This is a genomic window from Frigoribacterium sp. PvP121 (genome assembly GCF_017833115.1).
Classification (GTDB): domain Bacteria; phylum Actinomycetota; class Actinomycetes; order Actinomycetales; family Microbacteriaceae; genus Frigoribacterium; species Frigoribacterium endophyticum.
In genome coordinates this window covers 1,365,654-1,381,709 of record NZ_JAFIBR010000001.1, presented here as the reverse complement: position 1 = coordinate 1,381,709, position 16,056 = coordinate 1,365,654, and the positions used below count along the sequence as shown (strand labels likewise).

19 protein-coding genes are annotated in these 16,056 nt (G+C 73.9%); 10 read left to right on the top strand and 9 right to left on the bottom strand.

Translation table 11 applies throughout. From position 1 onward, the window contains the following. Nucleotides 1–5 precede the first annotated feature (5 nt). Together JOE43_RS06505 and JOE43_RS06500 are read right to left on the bottom strand one after the other, a co-directional pair. A complete protein-coding gene (locus JOE43_RS06505; protein WP_209516052.1) occupies nucleotides 6–323 on the bottom strand; it encodes a putative quinol monooxygenase in 318 nt (105 codons plus the stop codon). A gap of 114 nt (nucleotides 324–437) precedes the next feature. Next, complete coding sequence (locus JOE43_RS06500) at nucleotides 438–713, bottom strand: GlsB/YeaQ/YmgE family stress response membrane protein (RefSeq protein ID WP_056052552.1); 276 nt, start codon at nucleotides 711–713, stop codon at nucleotides 438–440. A 286-nt stretch (nucleotides 714–999) separates the two neighbouring features. Here JOE43_RS06500 and JOE43_RS06495 point away from each other — a divergent pair, with 286 nt between their 5' ends. Further along, the gene (locus tag JOE43_RS06495) at nucleotides 1,000–2,445 is read left to right on the top strand and encodes a nucleobase:cation symporter-2 family protein (protein ID WP_209516037.1); all 1,446 of its coding nucleotides are present in this window, start codon (nucleotides 1,000–1,002) and stop codon (nucleotides 2,443–2,445) included. Between the two features lie 74 nt (nucleotides 2,446–2,519). Here the strand turns inward: JOE43_RS06495 and JOE43_RS06490 are convergent, their stop codons facing one another. Further along, on the bottom strand, nucleotides 2,520–3,368 hold the full coding sequence (locus tag JOE43_RS06490; protein ID WP_209516034.1) for an alpha/beta fold hydrolase: 849 nt from the start codon (nucleotides 3,366–3,368) through the stop codon (nucleotides 2,520–2,522). A gap of 151 nt (nucleotides 3,369–3,519) precedes the next feature. Beyond that, the gene (gene nadE, locus JOE43_RS06485) at nucleotides 3,520–4,347 is read right to left on the bottom strand and encodes an ammonia-dependent NAD(+) synthetase (protein WP_209516031.1); all 828 of its coding nucleotides are present in this window, start codon (nucleotides 4,345–4,347) and stop codon (nucleotides 3,520–3,522) included. A 243-nt stretch (nucleotides 4,348–4,590) separates the two neighbouring features. Here nadE and JOE43_RS06480 point away from each other — a divergent pair, with 243 nt between their 5' ends. From JOE43_RS06480 to JOE43_RS06470, 3 genes are all read left to right on the top strand, one after another. Beyond that, a complete protein-coding gene (locus tag JOE43_RS06480; RefSeq protein ID WP_209516018.1) occupies nucleotides 4,591–5,544 on the top strand; it encodes a helix-turn-helix domain-containing protein in 954 nt (317 codons plus the stop codon). A gap of 57 nt (nucleotides 5,545–5,601) precedes the next feature. Beyond that, on the top strand, nucleotides 5,602–6,033 hold the full coding sequence (locus JOE43_RS06475; protein WP_209516014.1) for a hypothetical protein: 432 nt from the start codon (nucleotides 5,602–5,604) through the stop codon (nucleotides 6,031–6,033). A 173-nt stretch (nucleotides 6,034–6,206) separates the two neighbouring features. After that, nucleotides 6,207–6,365 carry a hypothetical protein gene (locus tag JOE43_RS06470; RefSeq protein ID WP_209516011.1) on the top strand — a complete coding sequence of 53 codons (159 nt, stop codon included), beginning with the start codon at nucleotides 6,207–6,209 and terminating at the stop codon, nucleotides 6,363–6,365. Nucleotides 6,366–6,487: 122 nt separating this feature from the next. On the opposite strand, the gene JOE43_RS06465 is transcribed toward JOE43_RS06470, so the two are convergent. Then, entirely contained in the window at nucleotides 6,488–6,766 is a 279-nt protein-coding gene (locus tag JOE43_RS06465) for a DUF4190 domain-containing protein (protein WP_056052536.1), read from the bottom strand. A 238-nt stretch (nucleotides 6,767–7,004) separates the two neighbouring features. Here JOE43_RS06465 and JOE43_RS16150 point away from each other — a divergent pair, with 238 nt between their 5' ends. Both JOE43_RS16150 and JOE43_RS06455 read left to right on the top strand, forming a co-directional pair. Beyond that, on the top strand, nucleotides 7,005–7,607 hold the full coding sequence (locus JOE43_RS16150) for a TetR/AcrR family transcriptional regulator (protein WP_209516009.1): 603 nt from the start codon (nucleotides 7,005–7,007) through the stop codon (nucleotides 7,605–7,607). 128 nt (nucleotides 7,608–7,735) lie between these two features. Continuing rightward, nucleotides 7,736–8,401 carry a TetR/AcrR family transcriptional regulator gene (locus tag JOE43_RS06455; RefSeq protein WP_209516006.1) on the top strand — a complete coding sequence of 222 codons (666 nt, stop codon included), beginning with the start codon at nucleotides 7,736–7,738 and terminating at the stop codon, nucleotides 8,399–8,401. Between the two features lie 142 nt (nucleotides 8,402–8,543). On the opposite strand, the gene JOE43_RS06450 is transcribed toward JOE43_RS06455, so the two are convergent. Together JOE43_RS06450 and JOE43_RS06445 are read right to left on the bottom strand one after the other, a co-directional pair. After that, nucleotides 8,544–8,693: a hypothetical protein gene (locus JOE43_RS06450; protein WP_156369883.1), complete on the bottom strand. Its 150-nt coding sequence runs from the start codon at nucleotides 8,691–8,693 to the stop codon at nucleotides 8,544–8,546. Nucleotides 8,694–8,976: 283 nt separating this feature from the next. Then, nucleotides 8,977–9,840 (bottom strand): helix-turn-helix domain-containing protein, encoded by an 864-nt coding sequence (locus JOE43_RS06445; RefSeq protein ID WP_209516004.1) that lies wholly within the window; start codon nucleotides 9,838–9,840, stop codon nucleotides 8,977–8,979. A gap of 102 nt (nucleotides 9,841–9,942) precedes the next feature. Between JOE43_RS06445 and JOE43_RS06440 the strand changes: the two genes are divergently transcribed. After that, on the top strand, nucleotides 9,943–10,704 hold the full coding sequence (locus JOE43_RS06440; RefSeq protein WP_209516001.1) for an SDR family NAD(P)-dependent oxidoreductase: 762 nt from the start codon (nucleotides 9,943–9,945) through the stop codon (nucleotides 10,702–10,704). 59 nt (nucleotides 10,705–10,763) lie between these two features. On the opposite strand, the gene JOE43_RS06435 is transcribed toward JOE43_RS06440, so the two are convergent. After that, complete coding sequence (locus JOE43_RS06435; RefSeq protein ID WP_209515998.1) at nucleotides 10,764–11,150, bottom strand: cupin domain-containing protein; 387 nt, start codon at nucleotides 11,148–11,150, stop codon at nucleotides 10,764–10,766. Nucleotides 11,151–11,226: 76 nt separating this feature from the next. After that, a complete protein-coding gene (locus JOE43_RS06430; protein ID WP_209515995.1) occupies nucleotides 11,227–11,670 on the bottom strand; it encodes an SRPBCC family protein in 444 nt (147 codons plus the stop codon). Nucleotides 11,671–11,795: 125 nt separating this feature from the next. Here JOE43_RS06430 and JOE43_RS06425 point away from each other — a divergent pair, with 125 nt between their 5' ends. The 3 genes from JOE43_RS06425 (at nucleotide 11,796) to JOE43_RS06415 (ending at nucleotide 16,053) form a co-directional block, all read left to right on the top strand. Beyond that, a complete protein-coding gene (locus tag JOE43_RS06425) occupies nucleotides 11,796–12,047 on the top strand; it encodes a hypothetical protein (protein WP_056052492.1) in 252 nt (83 codons plus the stop codon). A 153-nt stretch (nucleotides 12,048–12,200) separates the two neighbouring features. After that, nucleotides 12,201–14,804 (top strand): lamin tail domain-containing protein, encoded by a 2,604-nt coding sequence (locus JOE43_RS06420; protein ID WP_209515991.1) that lies wholly within the window; start codon nucleotides 12,201–12,203, stop codon nucleotides 14,802–14,804. 280 nt (nucleotides 14,805–15,084) lie between these two features. Continuing rightward, nucleotides 15,085–16,053, top strand: a complete 969-nt coding sequence (locus JOE43_RS06415; RefSeq protein ID WP_209519107.1) for a 1-phosphofructokinase family hexose kinase — start codon at nucleotides 15,085–15,087, stop codon at nucleotides 16,051–16,053. The last annotated feature ends 3 nt before the right edge of the window (nucleotides 16,054–16,056 follow it).

The window sequence follows — 16,056 nt, the reverse complement described above, 5'->3', positions numbered from 1 at the left end:
CCCGCTCAGACCAGGTCGCCGTCCGGCGAGAGCGACGGCTCCTCCGGCCCGGTGAGCGCGTAGTCGTGCACGTGCGACTCGCGCACCTCGGCCTCGGCCTCGTCCTCCTCCGACGCGCCCTCGCCGCGGAAGTCGTCGAGCGCCTGCTCCGAGACCCAGCGCTGGGCGACGTTGACGCGGGCCGGGTCGACGACGTCGGGCGAGAGGGCGTAGTCGAGGTTGCCGGGCGCGACGCGCGCGGCCTCGATCTCGGGGGCACGGCTGGCGAGGTAGTCGTCGCGCAGCTCCGGGTCGACGAGCAGGTGTCCGGTGACGATGATCATGCGGCCACTCTGCTCCCCCGCCCCGGTGCGACCGCGGCGTCGGGGTACGACGAAGGGCCCCGGCTGGTGCCGGGGCCCTCGGTGCGCGACGGGCCGAGCCCGTGCTGCTGCTGCCTAGCGGCGGCTGCGACGACCGGTGACCTGGATGTAGATCACGAGGACGATGATGGCGCCGATGATCGAGCCGATGATGCCGGAGGGCTGGAAGAAGCCGTCCGCGTTGTCGCTGCCGAAGAGCAGGTAGGCGAGGAAGCCACCGACGAACGAACCGATGACGCCCAGCAGGATGGTCATGGGGATCGAGATGTTCTGCTTGCCCGGGACGACGAGGCGAGCGACGGCACCGGCGATGAGCCCGATGACGAGAAGGCTGATGATGAGGCCGATCATGGTGTTCTCCTTGATGTTGTCATGTCTGCGACATGCGAGAGCGGCCGGGTCAGCCGCTCCGACCACTGAACCACGCCTGAGCGTTCGCTGTTACGTCTCGCCGAGAACTGGTGCTGGAGCACGACGTGGGCTAAGCGATCTGGGCGCGTGACGCGATCGTCCTGTAGGGGGCGACCCACGCCTCCCGCGTTACGGTCATGTGAAACATCAGGGCAGAGGCGCGGCGCGGCCCCCGGGGCACGCCAAGCTGTCAGGGGGCCCCGCCGGGGGCCCAGCGAGGAGCAGCATGAGCGACCACCCCCGATCCGCCCCCGCCACCGTCGTGGGCGCGACGACGACGAGTCCGACGGGGCCGCGGCACCCCGTCGACGAGGTGCCTCCGCTCCGCCGCCTGCTGCCGCTCGGCCTGCAGCACGTGCTCGCGATGTACGCGGGCGCCGTCGCGGTGCCGCTCGTGATCGGCACCGCCCTGATCGAGGCCGGGCGGCTCGACCCCGGCGCCCTGCCGCACCTGATCACGGCCGACCTCTTCGTCGCCGGCATCGGCGCGGTGCTCCAGTCGGTCGGGTTCTGGCGGGTGGGCGCCCGCCTGCCGCTGATGCAGGGCTGCACCTTCGCCTCGGTCGGGCCGATGATCACCATCGGCACCGAGCACGGGGTCGGCGCCATCTACGGCTCGGTGATCATGTGCGGGCTGATGATGTTCGCCATCGCCCCCGTCTTCTCGCAGCTCGTGCGGTTCTTCCCGCCGCTCGTGACCGGCACGGTCATCCTCGTCATCGGCCTGTCGCTGATGAGCGTGGCCGGCGGCTGGGTGATCGACGGCGCGACCGACGGGGCCCCGCCGGTCAACGTCGCCCTCGCGGCGGGCACCCTCGCGGTCATCGTGCTGATCGAGCGCTTCGCCCCGCCGGCCCTCGGGCGCCTGTCGATCCTGCTCGGGCTCGTCGTGGGCACGCTCGCCGCCGTGCCGCTCGGCCTCGTCGACGTCAGCGGCGTCGGCGAGCAGCCGTGGGTCGGCTTCTCGACGCCGTTCCAGTTCGGGCTGCCCACCTTCCCGGCGGCGGCGGTCATCTCGATGCTCATCGTCGGCCTCGTGATCATGACCGAGACCACCGGCGACATCGTCGCCGTCAGCGAGATCGTCGACCGGCCGCTGACGCCCCGTCGCCTCGCTGACGGGCTCCGCGCCGACGGGCTCACCACCGTGCTCGGCGGGGTGTTCAACACCTTCCCGTACACGGCGTTCGCGCAGAACGTGGGGCTGGTCAGCATCACAGGCGTCAAGTCGCGCTGGGTCGCCACCTGCGCCGGCGTGATGCTGATCGCGCTGGGGCTCGTGCCGAAGCTCGGCGCCGTCGTCGAGGCCGTGCCGCTCGCCGTGCTCGGCGGGGCCGGTGTGGCCCTCTTCGGCATCGTCGCGGCGAGCGGAGTGCGCACCCTCTCGACGGTGCGGTTCACCGACCGGAACGTGCTCGTCGTCGCCCTCGCCGTCGGCGTCGGCCTCCTGCCGACGGTGTCGCCGACGATCTACGAGCGGTTCCCGTCGTGGTTCACCCTGGTCTTCGACTCCGGCATCAGCGCCGGGGCGATCGTCGCGATCGCCCTCAACCTCCTGCTCGGCGGCGAGCGGGGCGCCCGCGGCGGCCGCAGCGCCACCGAGGGCCCGTCCGCCCACGACGCCGTCCGCGGCGCGCAGCTCGCGGCCGACCCGGAGCCGCCGACCCGCTGACCGGGCCGGCGCGCACGACACGGCCCGCGCCTCCCCGGTGACGAGGAGGCGCGGGCCGGGTCGTGCAGGAGGGCCTACTTGGCGAGGAACGCCAGCACGTGGCGGTTCCACTCGTCCTTGTGCGAGACGGTGACGCCGTGCGGGCCGCCCTCGATCACGACGAGCTCGCTGCCCGCGATCGCCGCGTGGGTGCGCGCGCCGCTGACCTCGAACGGCACCGTGTTGTCGGAGTCGCCGTGGATGACGAGCGTCGGCACGGTGATCTTCGTGAGGTCGTCGCGGAAGTCGGTGGTCGCGAACGCCACGGTGCAGTCGAGCGTGCCCTTGGGCGACGCCATCTCGGCGATGGCGACGTTGTACGCGATCTGGGCGTCGCTGACCTTCGGGCCGTTGAGCAGGGACGGCTTGCCGGCGGTGAAGAACATGCGGACGAACTCCTCCAGGAAGGCCGGGCGGTCGCCCACGATGCCGTCGTGGAACCACGCGGCGAGGTCGTCGTCGACGCCGCCGTCGGGGTTGTCGTCGCTCTTGTACAGGTACGGCGGCACGGCGCTGGCGAAGACGAGCTTCGCGATGCGGCCCTGGCCGTAGGTGCTCACGTAGCGGGCCAGCTCGCCGCCGCCCATCGAGAAGCCGATGAGCGTCACGTCGTGCAGGTCGAGGGCGTCGAGCACGGCCTCGAGGTCGGCCGCGAAGGTGTCGTAGTCGTAGCCGTCCCACGGCTGCGACGACTGGCCGAAGCCCCGGCGGTCGTAGGTGATGACGCGGTGGCCGGCCTCGACGAGCGCGGGCACCTGGCCCTCCCACGAGCGGCCGCTGAGGGGCCAGCCGTGGATCAGGACGACGGGGGCGCCGCTGCCGGCGTCTTCGTAGTGGAGCTCGACCTCGGGGCCGGAGGCGGAGGGGACGGTGATGGTGGGCATGGCTGCCTTCCTTCGTGTCGTGTCGGATGTGACCCCGACACTGGCCCCGCGCCCTGGGAGCGACCGGAGGGTGTCCGGGGAGCGCACCGCCCGGCGCGCTCCCCGGACCGCCCCGCGGGGCGGGGAGCCGGGGCGGGGAGCCGACGCGGGCTCAGGCCTTGCGCCACCAGGTGTCGTGCGGGGTGGCCGGCACACGGCGCTTGTGCTCGGTGGCGAGGTAGCGCTGCTCGATCAGCTCGGCCGTCGCGTCGTCGACGTCGCGCCCCTCGAGGTACGCGTCGATGTCGGCGTAGGTGAGACCGAGGTTCGCCTCGTCGGTCTGGCCGGGCGTCTCGTCGAGCAGGTCGGCCGTCGGCGCCTTCTCGTAGAGGCGGGCCGGCGCGCCGAGGTACCGGAGGAGGGTGGCGCCCTGGCCCTTGCTGAGGCCCGTGAGCGGCGTGAGGTCGACGCCGCCGTCGCCGTACTTCGTGAAGAAGCCGGTCAGCGCCTCGGCCGCGTGGTCGGTGCCCACGACGAGCAGGCCGCGCTCGCCCGCGATCGCGTACTGGGCCACCATGCGGGTGCGGGCCTTGACGTTGCCCTTCGCGAAGTCGCTGACGGGCGCCCCGAGGGCGTCGGCGACGTCGCCGGCGGTGCCGTCGACCCCGCCCTGGATGTTCACGACCAGGCCCTCGGCGCCGTCGATGAAGCCGAGCGCGAGCTGCGCGTCGTCTTCGTCGGCCTGCACCTTGTAGGGCATGCGGACCGTGACGAGCTCGGCCTCGCCGCCGTCGCGGCGCACGCCCTCGACGGCGAGCTGGCAGAGACGACCGGCGAGCGTGCTGTCCTGACCGCCGCTCACCGCGAGCACGAAGCCCGCGGCGCCGGTCGTCTCCAGGTAGTCACGGAGGAACGCCACGCGCGTCTCGACCTCGGTGTCGGGGTCGATCTGCGGGGCGACGGCGAGCTCGGCGATGATGGTCTGCTGCAGCGGTCTCATGCGTCGAGAGTAGCCACGACGCCCGACAGCTGCGCGGGGCCCTACTTCGAGGAGCCCATGGCCACGAACGACGCGACCACGAGGCCGAGGCCCGCGACCGTGACGGCGCTGATGAGCACGGTGAAGAAGGTGGCGATCTGGGCGTTGTCCATGGGTCGGCTCCTGCCGGTCGGGGTCGGTCGCACCGATCGTGGCAGACGCGGATGGGAGGACGGCCCGGGCCGTGCCAGGATCGGGGTCGGGATGGATGACGCAGACGGCTCGATGACGAGGTCGGCCACGAACGGCCACGACCTCGACGAGGCGCGCCTGCTCTACGAGACCGCCTACCCCGGCGACGGCTTCCGGCTCGAGCACGGCGACGGCCCGTTCTCGTACCGCTACACCTCGACGGGCGACGCGGTCGTGACGCTCCGTACGTCGGAGTTCCGGGGCACCGCCCACGGCGTCGCGGAGGAGACGCGCGAGTACATCGTCTCGTGGCTGCACGAGGGCCACGGCGTGACCGACGTGGGGCGCGACGAGACGGCCCAGACGCTGCACGTGCCGCACGTCGCGCCCACCCGGGCGTACGAGTTCGACTACGCCGACTACCGGCAGAACCTCGTCCACCTCGACGGCGGCTACCTCGAGAGCCTGGCCGCCGAGCACGAGGGCGTCGAGCCCGGCCGGCTGCTCTTCCACCACGCCGCCGAGCCGGGCCGGGACGCCCTGGCGCGGTGGCGTCGCGTGCTGGCGGCCACGACGCCCCTGCTGCTCGACGCCGCGACCCCGCTGCTGACCCGGTCGGAGGCCGACCGGCACCTCGCCCTGGCCGTGCTCGACACCTTCCCCCACGAGGCGGGGGCGTCGTCGCCCCTCGCGCTGGTGGCCTCCGGCTCGCGCCTCCGCCGCGCCGTCGAGTACCTCCGCGACCACGCGCACGAGCCGATCGCCGTGGCGGACGCCGCGGCCGCGGTCGGCCTCAGCAGCCGCGGGCTGCAGGCGGCGTTCGCCCGCCACCTCGACACCACGCCGACGCTCTACCTCCGCACCGTCCGCCTCGACCGGGCTCGCGCCGAGCTCGCCGAGCTCGACCCCCGACGGGCGACCGTGGCCGACGTGGCCCGCCGGTGGGGCTTCGGGCACCTGGGCCGTTTCTCGGGCACCTACCGGGAGCGCTTCGGCGAGTACCCGAGCGCGACGCTGCAGCGCTGACGCACGGAGACGTGCGTCGTGTGCACGTTCCGGCGCGAACAGTGGCAGCGTAGGGGGGTGAACGAGACCGACCCGACCCCCCGCACCCCCGCCTCCTCGCCCGACCCCGCGCCCACGGTCGGCCAGCCCCCGCTGCCGGGCGGGCGTGACCTGATGGGCCCGGTCGAGAACCTCCAGCGGATCATGTGGACGGGCACGCTGTGGTTCGTCGGCGGCGTCGTGGCCGTGGCCCTGGCGTTCGCGGCGGTGCTGCTCTCGGGCTGGCGGCCGGAGCTCCTGTCGACGCCCGGCGAGGTGCTGTTCTGGGTCGGTGCCGGCGCCGTGGCGCTGAGCCTCGGCCTGATCGGCTGGTCGGGCTGCCCCATCCTCGAGGTGAGCGTGCCGGTCTCGGACCGCAACAAGACGAAGACGATGCAGTTCGGCACCGCGATCTTCCTCGTCGGCTCGGCCGCGACGATGCTCGCGGTGCTGCTCGGCCCGGCCTCCTGACCGTCACGGTCCGTTGGTCGCGGGCCCTGTCCGCTGAGCGCGACCTCTAGCGGGTGTAGCTAGGCGATCTAGCTACCCGTGTGTGAATATGCATGTGCATCGATTCACGGCGATGCGGCCCCGCGGGGCCCGGTACGGACGACGGCGCAGGGCCGTCAGGAACGAGAACCGCCATGAGCATCATCCGACAGTCTCCGTTCGCCGAGGCCTCGCCCTTCTCGGAGGTGCGGGAGGCCGAGCGGCGCACCACGCTCCTGGTCGTCGCGACGTCGGCGGTGTCGGCGTGCGGCATGCTCGTGGCCGGCATGCTCGTCGCCCTCGGGGCCGCCTGAGCGTTCGGGCCCCTCGAGCGTCACGGCGCGGCGCGACGGACGACCCCCGGGACAGCGAGGAGGCGCGGTGATCGCTCACCGCGCCTCCTGCCGTCCGGCCGTGGCCGGGTGGCGTGCTCGACCTAGTAGGTCGACACGCCCGAGTTCGCCGCGGCGATGCCGAGCACGACGCTCGTGATGATGCCGATGACGATCAGCGCGAGGCCGATGATGATCGCGGCGAGCGCGAGGCCGCTGCCCTTCTCGCCGGTGCGCTTGATCTGCGAGCGCGCGACGAAGCCGAGGATGACGCCGACGAGGGGCACGAAGAAGGCGAGGATGATGCCGACGATCGCGAGGACGTTGGTCTTGTCGGTCTTGACGGGGGCGCCGGCGGCGCCGTAGGGCTGGGGGGTGGTCATGGTTCTCTCCTGGAGGGTCGATGGAACGGAGCAGGGCAGCTGCTCGTCCGGTCGTGGATCCCCCCGGAACCGAGCGCCCTCACCGTAGCAGCGGGCACGAGGCGGGGCGCTCTCTCTCCACAGGGCACGCCGGAGCCTGTGGCGCCGGGGCTCCCTCCGCCCCCGAAGGGGGCGTGGCAGGCGACCGCCGACCCCGACAAGCTGAGGCCGAGGACCCCACCACCCCTCGAGGAGAACCGTGACGATCGAGACGACCGCCCCTGATCCGAGCGCCTTCGACCTCGCCGTCGCCGACCGCAAGGACGTCGTCGTCGCGACCGTCGAGACGCTCGAGCGCCTCGGGTACGCCGGGACGACCTTCGAGGACGTCGCCGAGACCGCGCAGACGACCGTCGCCGCCGTCCGCCGCCACTTCCCGTCGTGGCTCGGCCTCGTGCTCGCGGCCCTCGACCGCTGGAACCAGGACCGCTTCGAGCAGGTGGCCCGCGAGACCGCCGGCGGCGCCACGCTCGGCTTCATGCGCGGGCTGGTCGCCTACAGCGCCCAGCACCCCGCGCTCTCCCGCACGCTGCTGTCGCTCGCGGTCGAGGGCACCGACCCCGGGCACCTCGCGGCGCTCTACCTCCGCGACCGGTACTGCGACTTCCACACGATGGTGCAGCAGGGGCTCGCCTTCGACGTGACCGAGGGCGTCGTGCCCGCCGGCGTCGACGTCAAGGCGCTCGCGACGACCCTCATCGCGCTGTTCGAGGGCCTCCAGCTGCAGATGCTGCTGCGCCCCGGCTTCGAGCCGACGACGGCCTTCGACCACGCCCTCGCGGAGGTCACCTGCTCGTGGTGACCGCGCGGCGCGCCTGAGGCGACCGCCCACGGCCCGCGCCGCGGCCGACCGACGCACCTCGCGCCTCCCCGGGCCTTCCCCAGAACGGGGACTCGTCAGGCGCGCGCGGCTCTGGTGACATTGCTGTCGTGAACGACCAGAACGCCTCCCCCGACGACTTCTACGCCGAGTCGGCCCACGTCGAGCTGCGCCGCAGCGTCGTGGCCGCCGCCATCGAGACCTTCCGGCACCGCGCCTTCCACGAGACCACGCTGGAGGCGGTGGCCGAGACCGCGGGACTGCCCCTGGAGGCGGTGACCGCGCACTTCCCCGACTGGAACGGCCTGCTGCTCGCGGCCGTCGACCGCTGGACGGCCGAGCGCACCTCCCCGCTCCTGCCGGTGATGGCGTCGCACGGCACCGTGCTCTTCCTGCGCCGGATCGTGCAGTCGAACATCGAGGACCCGTCGCTGATGCGGTTGCTGAGCTCCCTCGTCAACGTGGCCGCGACTCCCGGGCACCCGCTCTCCGAGCTGCTGCAGGGCGACTGGAACCGGTTCCACCGGATGGTCGCCGAGGGCCTCCGCCGCGACGTCGAGCTCGGGCGGGAGCCCGCGACCATGGCGCCGGCCCGCGGCGCGGAGCAGCTGCTCGCCCTCTACGAGGGGCTGCAGCTGCAGTCGATGGTGCGGCCACGCATGGACCTCCTCGACGCGTACGACCGCGCCGTCACGCGGCTCCGCGACGGGTGGGGCCGCCCCTACGCGGCGCCCACCTGGGACCTCGACGACCTGGCGCTGGTCGGCGCGGCCTGACCCGGACGCCCTGACCCGGGCGCCCCCGGACGTGCGGAGAGCCTCCCGGAGGAGGCTCTGCACGTGGCCCTCGTCGGCCCCCCACGACGTGGGCGGCTGGTACGGGCCGGGGCGACGCGGATGCGTCAGGCGAGTGAGGTCGTCAGGCGCCGGCGCCGAGCACGACGAGCATGCCGGCGATCGCGGTGCCGCAGGTCGCCAGCGCCGACGTGGCGATGACGAGGAGCGTGATCTGGCGATCCGCGTCGCGGATCTCGGAGAAGGGGCTCCTGCTGCCGTGGATGAGGCTCATGGTGCTGCTCGTCTCTGGCAGCCCTGCGCTGCCGTCGGTGACCGTGGTGACCGTGTGGTCGGCCCTGTCGCCAGGGCCGCGTACCGCCGTGAACCGGTACGGGACGATCATGACACCGAACAGTTAGACGGTCTAGCTAGTTGCGTGAATCGGACAGCGGCCCGCGTTTCCCGTTCGGGGGACAGGGCCACGGGCTGGCGTCGACCGGTCGGCCGCAGGGCTGCGTCGAGCCGCTCGCACCGGGGTACAGCGTCACCGAGCGCGGGGAGCGGCCAGGGCCGCCTCAGCGGGCGTCGGCCGTGACGGCGGCGACGCGGAGGAAGTCGAGGGCGGCGGCCGCGGGCGAGCCGGTCGCGGCCGTGTAGGCGACGAGGCGCAGGTCGGTGCCCGCCACGGTGAGCACGTCGCAGTCGAGCTCGACGTCGCCCACGACGGGGTGGCGGATCACCTTGCGCTCGGAGACGTGCTCGCCGACGGCCCCGGTGCGCCAGAGCTCGCGGAACGTGTCGTTCGCGGTGGTCATGTCGTCGATCAGGCGTCGCACGCGCGGGTCGCCCGGGTAGCGACCGTGCACCCGCCGCAGGTCGGCGACGAGCGAGGCCTCGAACGCCCGGAGGCCGCCGTCGCGGCCGTGCTCGACGCGCTCGCCCGGCGTGATCGCGCCGGTGCCGCCGAACCACGACCGCAGCAGGTTCGGCCGCTCGCCCCCCTCCCCCACGGGCTCCCCGAAGAGGCGGCCCCAGAGAGGGCTGTAGCTGAGCAGGTCCCAGGAGGCGGTGAAGACCGCCAGCGGTGTCTCGCCGAGCCGCGCGATCAGTCGCTGCACCCCCGGCGGCACGTGCTCGGGAACGGTGGCGGGCGACAGGGGCACGAGGCCCGCGAGCACGAAGAGGTGGTCGCGCTCGGCGTCGCTCAGCTGGAGGGCCCGGGCCAGCGCGGCGGCGACCTGTGCCGAGGGGTGCTGCGCCCGGCCCTGCTCGAGCCGCACGACGTAGTCGACGCTGAGGCCCGCGAGCGCGGCGAGCTCCTCGCGCCGCAGGCCCGCGGCTCGGCGCTGCTCGCCGGCGGGCAGGCCGACGTCGACGGGCGAGAGGCGGTCGCGCCACGCGCGCAGCAGGGCGCCGAGGTCGCCGGCAGGGGTGTCCACCTCGTCAGTCTCGCAGCGCCCGGGGCCGGCGGGGTGGTACTGCGAGTCCTCCCGACGCGGCGGGCCTGGATGGGCGTCGCGGGTCGGGCGCAGACTCGGGTCATGACGAACGACACGCCCGCCACGGGCACCACCACCTCCCCCGACACCACCTCCGCCGACACCGCCGCGACCACGACCACCCTCGTCACCGGGGGCAACAAGGGGCTGGGGCGCGAGACCGCCCGGCGCCTCCTCGAGGCCGGCCACACGGTCTGGATCGGCGCCCGCGACGAGGCCAGGGGCCGCGCGACCGCCGACGAGCTCGGCGCCCGGTTCGTGCAGCTCGACGTGACCGACGACGCCTCGGTCGCCGCCGCCGCCGAGACGATCGCCGCGGCCGGCGGCCTCGACGTCCTGGTCAACAACGCGGGCATCACCGGGTCGCACTCCTCGCCCGACCAGCTCACCGGGGCCGACGCCCTCGAGGTGCTCGACACCAACGTCGCGAGCATCGTGCGCACGACGACGGCCTTCCTGCCGCTGCTCCGACGCTCGTCGGCGCCGACCATCGTCAACGTGACGAGCGGCCTCGGGTCGTTCACGGCGGTGCACGACGCCGACCGCATCGAGTCGACCGTCGTCGCGCCGCTGTACACCGCGTCGAAGGCGGCCGTGACGATGCTGACCGTCCAGTACGCGAAGGCCCTGCCCGAGATCCGCGTCAACGCCGCCGACCCCGGCTACACGGCGACCGACCTCAACGGCAACAGCGGGCACCAGACGGTGACCGAGGGCACCGACGCCGTGGTCGAGCTCGCGACCCGCGGCGGCCAGGGGCCGACCGGAACGTTCATCGACCGCTCGGGCGTCGCGCCCTTCTAGGCGGCTCCCTCCCGGGCCGGGCCGCGAGGGGTCGTCGCGAGGGCCTGCGGCGGGCCGGGTCAGCGGAAGTCGCCGACCTGCCTCTCGAGCGGGACGGTGCCCTCGACGACGACGTCGCCGGTGTGCGCCGTGGTGACGGTCTCGATCAGGACGATCTCGACCTCCTCCTCCGCCACAGGGTTGTGCTGCACCCCTCGAGGCACGACCCAGAACTCCCCCGGGCCGAGCACGACCTCCTCGTCGTCGGGCAGCTGGATGCGGAGGCGCCCCGAGACGACGAGGAACATCTCGTCCTCGGCGTCGTGCGCGTGCCAGACGAGCTCGCCGAGCAGCTTCGCGACCTTCACGTACTGGTCGTTCACCTGCCCGACGACCCTCGGCGTCCAGTGCTCTCGGACCTGTCGGAGCTCAGCGGCGACGTCGATCCCGTGCAGTGTGGTGGTCATGGCTCCATCATCGGCCCTCCGCCGTGCGGAGAGGAGGCCGAGACCACCGGCGGACGGCGCTCGTCGTCGGAGGACCTCAAGGGTGGTCGACGTCCGCCGGCGGCACCTGGCGGGTTCGAGGGAGCCGCTCGTCGAGCAGCGCCGCGAGCCGGTCGAGGTCGCTCCGCACGGCGGCGGCGTCAGCGTCGAAGTCCGCCTCGGAGACGCCGTCACGCCGGAAGAGGGTGAACACGGCCTCGCTGCCCTGGTCGTTGGCCACGACCCGGAACGGGTTCCGTACGGTCGTCCCGTCGGGCAGGGTCACGTCGTGGTCGAGGACGCCCAGCTCCACCGGCCCGGTGAAGGCCACCTCGACGACGCCCATCGGGGAGTCCGCGAACCATCGTCCGCCCTCCTGGCGGACGCCCACGCTGAGGCCCGCCGCCCACGCGGGCAGGTTCGCCGGGTCCCCGGCGATGCGGGACACCGCGGCGACGTCGTGGTCGAGCGAGCGGGAGAGGTGGACGACGGGCCAGGTCATGCCGGGACACTAGCGCCGGGCCGGCCCTGTCGCACCCTTCCGGGCCACGCCCGCTCCGGCCACGCCCGCTCCGACCACGCCCCTCCGGGCTGGCACGGCCCGCCGCGGCGTGCCAGGCTCGGCGCATGCGAATCGACGAGTGGTGGCCCGACCTGATCCCGAGCACGCGGCAGTGGCTGATCGACAACGCCGGCGACGCCGTGCCGCCGGAGATCCTCGAGCAGATCACCGCCGTCACGGGCGAGCCGGGCGACGACGACACCTGGGTCGGCGAGGGCACCGACGACGAGTTCTACCTCTCCGACGAGGCGACCGACTGGGTCGAGGCCGCGGGCAACGCGGAGGGCGACGAGGACGAGGACGACGAGGAGGCCTGAGCCTTCTCCGGGCAGGCCGCCGGCCCGACGGGACGCAGGGCTTCGCGTCGACGCGGTGATGCGCACCACCTGTCGTTCACCGGGGGTTCACCGGCTGCACGTCGCGGGGCACGAGAGTGCGGGTGACCACGTCACCCCACGAACGGATCACGCATGCACCCCCTCCTCCGGCGCCTCGGCGCGACGACCCTCGTCGGCTGCGTCGCCGCCGTCGGGCTCGTCGGCACCGCCGCCCCCGCCTCGGCCGCCACGGGAGCCCCGACGCTCCCCGGCACGGTCGTCGTCAACGAGATCGAGTCGGACGGCGGCACGCCCGGCGACTGGATCGAGCTCGCCAACACCACCTCGGCCCCGGTCGACGTCTCCGGCCTCGTGCTGAAGGACAACGACGACACCCACGCCTTCACCCTGCCGGCCGGCACGACCCTCCCGGCCCTCGGGTTCCTCGTCGTCGACGAGTCGACCGACCCGGCTGCGGGCCTCAGCTTCGGCCTCGGCAAGGCCGACTCGGTGCGCCTCTTCGACGCCGACGGCACCACCCTCCTCGACTCGTACAGCTGGACGGCCGCCGCCGCCACGACGTACGGGCGCCTGCCCGACCGCACGGGCGCCTTCGGCGTCACGCCCGCCTCGAGCAAGGGCACGGCCAACGCCGCGGCGACGACGCCGACGCCGACGCCGACCGACCCCGACACGACGCCGGCTCCGGCCCCCGCGCCCACCCCGGCTCCGACGCCCGCACCCGCGCCGGTCACGACGACGCTGCGCATCAACGAGGTCGAGTCGAACGGCGACGACACCGACTGGGTCGAGCTGACCAACGTCGGCAGCACCGCCGTCGACGTCTCCGGCTGGTCCTTCCTCGACGGCGACGACTCGCACGCGAAGTACGTGCTGCCGGCCGGCTCGACCGTCGCCCCCGGCGGCTTCTTCGTCATCGACCAGGCCCAGGGCGTCCGCCCCGGCTTCGACTTCGGCCTCGGCGGCGCCGACTCCGCCCGCGTCTACGACACCTCGGGCGCCCTGGCGCTCACCTACAGCTGGACCGAGCACAGCCTCGTCAGCTACGGGCGATGCCCCGACGGCACCGGCGAGTTCGCCACCACGACGACGAGCACGAAGGGCGCGGCGAACGACTGCTCCTCCCCCGTGCGCCTGAACGAGATCGAGTCGAGCGGCGGCACGCCCGGCGACTGGGTCGAGCTGACCACCGTCGGCGCGACCCCCGTCGACGTCAGCGGCTTCGTGCTCAGCGACAGCGACGACACGCACCGGTACGTGCTGCCGACGGGCTCCGTCATCCAGCCCGGGGGCTTCCTCGTGCTCGACGAGCTGACGACGACGACGCCCGCCGGGTTCGACTTCGGACTGGGAGGCGCGGACAGCGTCCGCCTGTTCGCCCGCGACGGAGTCACCCTCGTCGACTCGTACGCCTGGACGCAGCACGCCGCGGTGACCTGGGGCCGCAGCCCCGACGGCACCGGTGACGTCACGGGCACGCTCGAGGCCACCAAGGGCTCGGCGAACATCGCCGCGGGCACCGTCCTCACCCAGCCGTGGCCCGGCGGCCCGGACGAGCTGCCGCTCGACGACGAGGCGACCTTCACCGGCGACCTCAGCGGCCTCGACTACGAGCCGTCCGGCACCTCGGCCGACGGCACCCTCTGGGCCGTGCAGAACGGCGACGGCCTGCTCTACCGCATCGTCTCGGACGGCGCGGGGGGATGGGCCCCGGCCACCGACTCCGGCTGGTCCGCGGGCAAGGCCCTGCGCTACCCCGACGGCACCGGCCGCGTCGACGCCGAGGGCGTCACCGTGACCGGCGACTCGAGCGACGGCGGCGTGTACGTCTCGTCCGAGCGGAACAACGCCGCCTCGAGCGTCAGCCGACCCTCGGTGCTGCGCTACGACGTGGCCGCCGCCGGCAGCGCGACGACGCTCGTCGCGACGCAGGAGTGGGACCTCGCCGCGGACTTCCCCGGCCTCGGCGCGAACGCCGGCCTCGAGGGCGTCACCTGGGTGCCCGACTCGTGGCTGACGGAGCGCGGCTTCGTCGACGAGTCGACCGGCGCCGCCTACGACCCCGCCGCCCGCCCCGGCCACGGCGACGGCCTGTTCTTCGTCGGCGTCGAGGGCACCGCGAGCGTCTACGCCTACGCCCTCTCGACCGACGGATCGGCGGAGCGCGTCGCGACGATCGCCACCTCGTTCGACCTCGTCGCCGACGTGCAGTTCGACGCCGACCTCGACGCCCTCTGGGTCGTCTGCGACGAGGCCTGCTCGGGCCGCACCGCCCTCTTCGACGTCGACGCCTCGGGCGCCTTCGCCGAGCAGGTCGTCTACGAGGCCCCGCTGAACGCCGACCGCGGGCTCGCCAACGAGGGCTTCGCCGTCGCCGACGCCGCGACCTGCACCGACGGCGCGCGCCAGACGTTCTACGCCGACGACGCCGACACGGACGGCTTCTCGCTCCGCGCCGGGACGCTGCCGTGCGAGGCGCCGACGGCGCCGACCGACCCGACGACGCCGGTCGTGCCGGGGACGGGAGCCAGCGCTCCCGGCACCGGCACCGGCACCGGCACGGGCACGGGCGCCGTCCCGGCCGGCACGACGCCGACCCGCGTCGTCGGCACGCCTGCCCGCGCGGGCGAGCTCGCCTACACGGGCGGCACCGACGCTCGCCTCGGCGCCGCGCTCGCGGCGCTGCTGCTCCTCGCCGGAGCGGGAGGGCTGCTCGTCAGCCGCCGTCGCGCCTGACCGATCGAGGTGACCCGTCCTGGGCCCTGGGTCGGTTGCAGGGCCCAGGACGAGGCACTTCGCGCTGCGTTCGAAGGCGTCGACGAGACGAGCAGACCGATCCGGGGCAGATCGGATGCCCGTTCTTGTTGTTCTCTGCCCGATCATGTGGTTTCATCGTCCGGAACGGAGTCGATCAGGCTCCCGACGACGACGAGGTCCGACGATGAGCACAGCACCGACCGCCCCCGGCCCCGCGGGCAGCGGCACCGGCCCCGCCGAGGGCGCGCCCGCCCGGCAGATGATCCTCACCGTCACCCCGAACCCCTCCCTCGACCGCACGATCGAGCTCACCGACGAGCTCCGCCGCGGCGAGGTGCAGCGCGCCGCCCGCACGACCGACGAGCCCGGCGGCAAGGGCGTCAACGTCTCGCGGGCCCTCGCGGCCTCGGGCGCCGAGACCGTCGCGCTGCTGCCCGGGCTGCTCGACGACCCCGTGCTCACGGCCCTCCGCCAGCGCGGCGTGCCCACGGTGAACCTGCCGATCGAGCAGCGCCTGCGCGCCAACGTCACCGTCACCGAGCCCGGCGGCACGACGACCAAGATCAACGAGGTCGGCCCCGACCTCGGAGCCCACGTGGAGGCGCTGACCGGCCTCGTCGTCGAGCACGCCCCGCTCGCGTCGTGGCTCGTGCTCGCGGGGTCGCTGCCCCCGGGGCTGCCGGTGACCTGGCTGGCCGACGTCGTCCGCGCCGTGCGCGCCGCCCACGGCGACGCCGCGCCCCGCATCGCCGTCGACTCGTCGGGCGCCCCCTTCGCGGCGCTCGTCGCCTCCGGCGTGCGGGTCGACCTGGTGAAGCCGAACGCGGAGGAGCTCGCCGAGGTCGTCGGCGGCGACGCCGAGACCTACGAGCGCGACCTCGACGCCGCCGTGGCGGGCGCCCAGCGCCTCCGTGAGCTCGGCGTCGGCGCGGTGCTGCTGACCCTCGGCAGCGTGGGCGCCGTGCTCGTCGACGACTCCGGCGCGTGGTTCGCCGCGGCCCCGCGCATCGTGCCGCTGAGCACGGTCGGCGCCGGCGACTCCTCCCTCTCGGGCTGGCTGCTCGCCGAGCAGGCCGGCGCCGACCCGGCCGGCCGCCTCGCGCAGGCCGTCGCCTCGGGCGCCGCCGCCGCGGCGCTGCCCGGCAGCATCGTCCCCTCCCTCGACCAGACCTCCCCCGACGACATCGACGTCGTCCCGATGGCCCCCGTGGCCGTCGGCCACCGCTGAGCA

Coding starts and splice junctions, on each gene's coding strand:
- JOE43_RS06465 (WP_056052536.1), bottom strand. CDS start 6,766: ATGACCACCCCCCAGCCCTACGGCGCCGCCGGCGCCCCCGTCAAGACC.
- JOE43_RS06490 (WP_209516034.1), bottom strand. CDS start 3,368: ATGCCCACCATCACCGTCCCCTCCGCCTCCGGCCCCGAGGTCGAGCTC.
- JOE43_RS06440 (WP_209516001.1), top strand. CDS start 9,943: ATGACGAACGACACGCCCGCCACGGGCACCACCACCTCCCCCGACACC.
- JOE43_RS06500 (WP_056052552.1), bottom strand. CDS start 713: ATGATCGGCCTCATCATCAGCCTTCTCGTCATCGGGCTCATCGCCGGT.
- JOE43_RS06425 (WP_056052492.1), top strand. CDS start 11,796: ATGCGAATCGACGAGTGGTGGCCCGACCTGATCCCGAGCACGCGGCAG.
- JOE43_RS06430 (WP_209515995.1), bottom strand. CDS start 11,670: ATGACCTGGCCCGTCGTCCACCTCTCCCGCTCGCTCGACCACGACGTC.
- JOE43_RS06495 (WP_209516037.1), top strand. CDS start 1,000: ATGAGCGACCACCCCCGATCCGCCCCCGCCACCGTCGTGGGCGCGACG.
- JOE43_RS06480 (WP_209516018.1), top strand. CDS start 4,591: ATGGATGACGCAGACGGCTCGATGACGAGGTCGGCCACGAACGGCCAC.
- JOE43_RS06450 (WP_156369883.1), bottom strand. CDS start 8,693: ATGAGCCTCATCCACGGCAGCAGGAGCCCCTTCTCCGAGATCCGCGAC.
- JOE43_RS06505 (WP_209516052.1), bottom strand. CDS start 323: ATGATCATCGTCACCGGACACCTGCTCGTCGACCCGGAGCTGCGCGAC.
- JOE43_RS06420 (WP_209515991.1), top strand. CDS start 12,201: ATGCACCCCCTCCTCCGGCGCCTCGGCGCGACGACCCTCGTCGGCTGC.
- JOE43_RS06415 (WP_209519107.1), top strand. CDS start 15,085: ATGATCCTCACCGTCACCCCGAACCCCTCCCTCGACCGCACGATCGAG.
- JOE43_RS06470 (WP_209516011.1), top strand. CDS start 6,207: ATGAGCATCATCCGACAGTCTCCGTTCGCCGAGGCCTCGCCCTTCTCG.
- JOE43_RS06435 (WP_209515998.1), bottom strand. CDS start 11,150: ATGACCACCACACTGCACGGGATCGACGTCGCCGCTGAGCTCCGACAG.
- nadE (WP_209516031.1), bottom strand. CDS start 4,347: ATGAGACCGCTGCAGCAGACCATCATCGCCGAGCTCGCCGTCGCCCCG.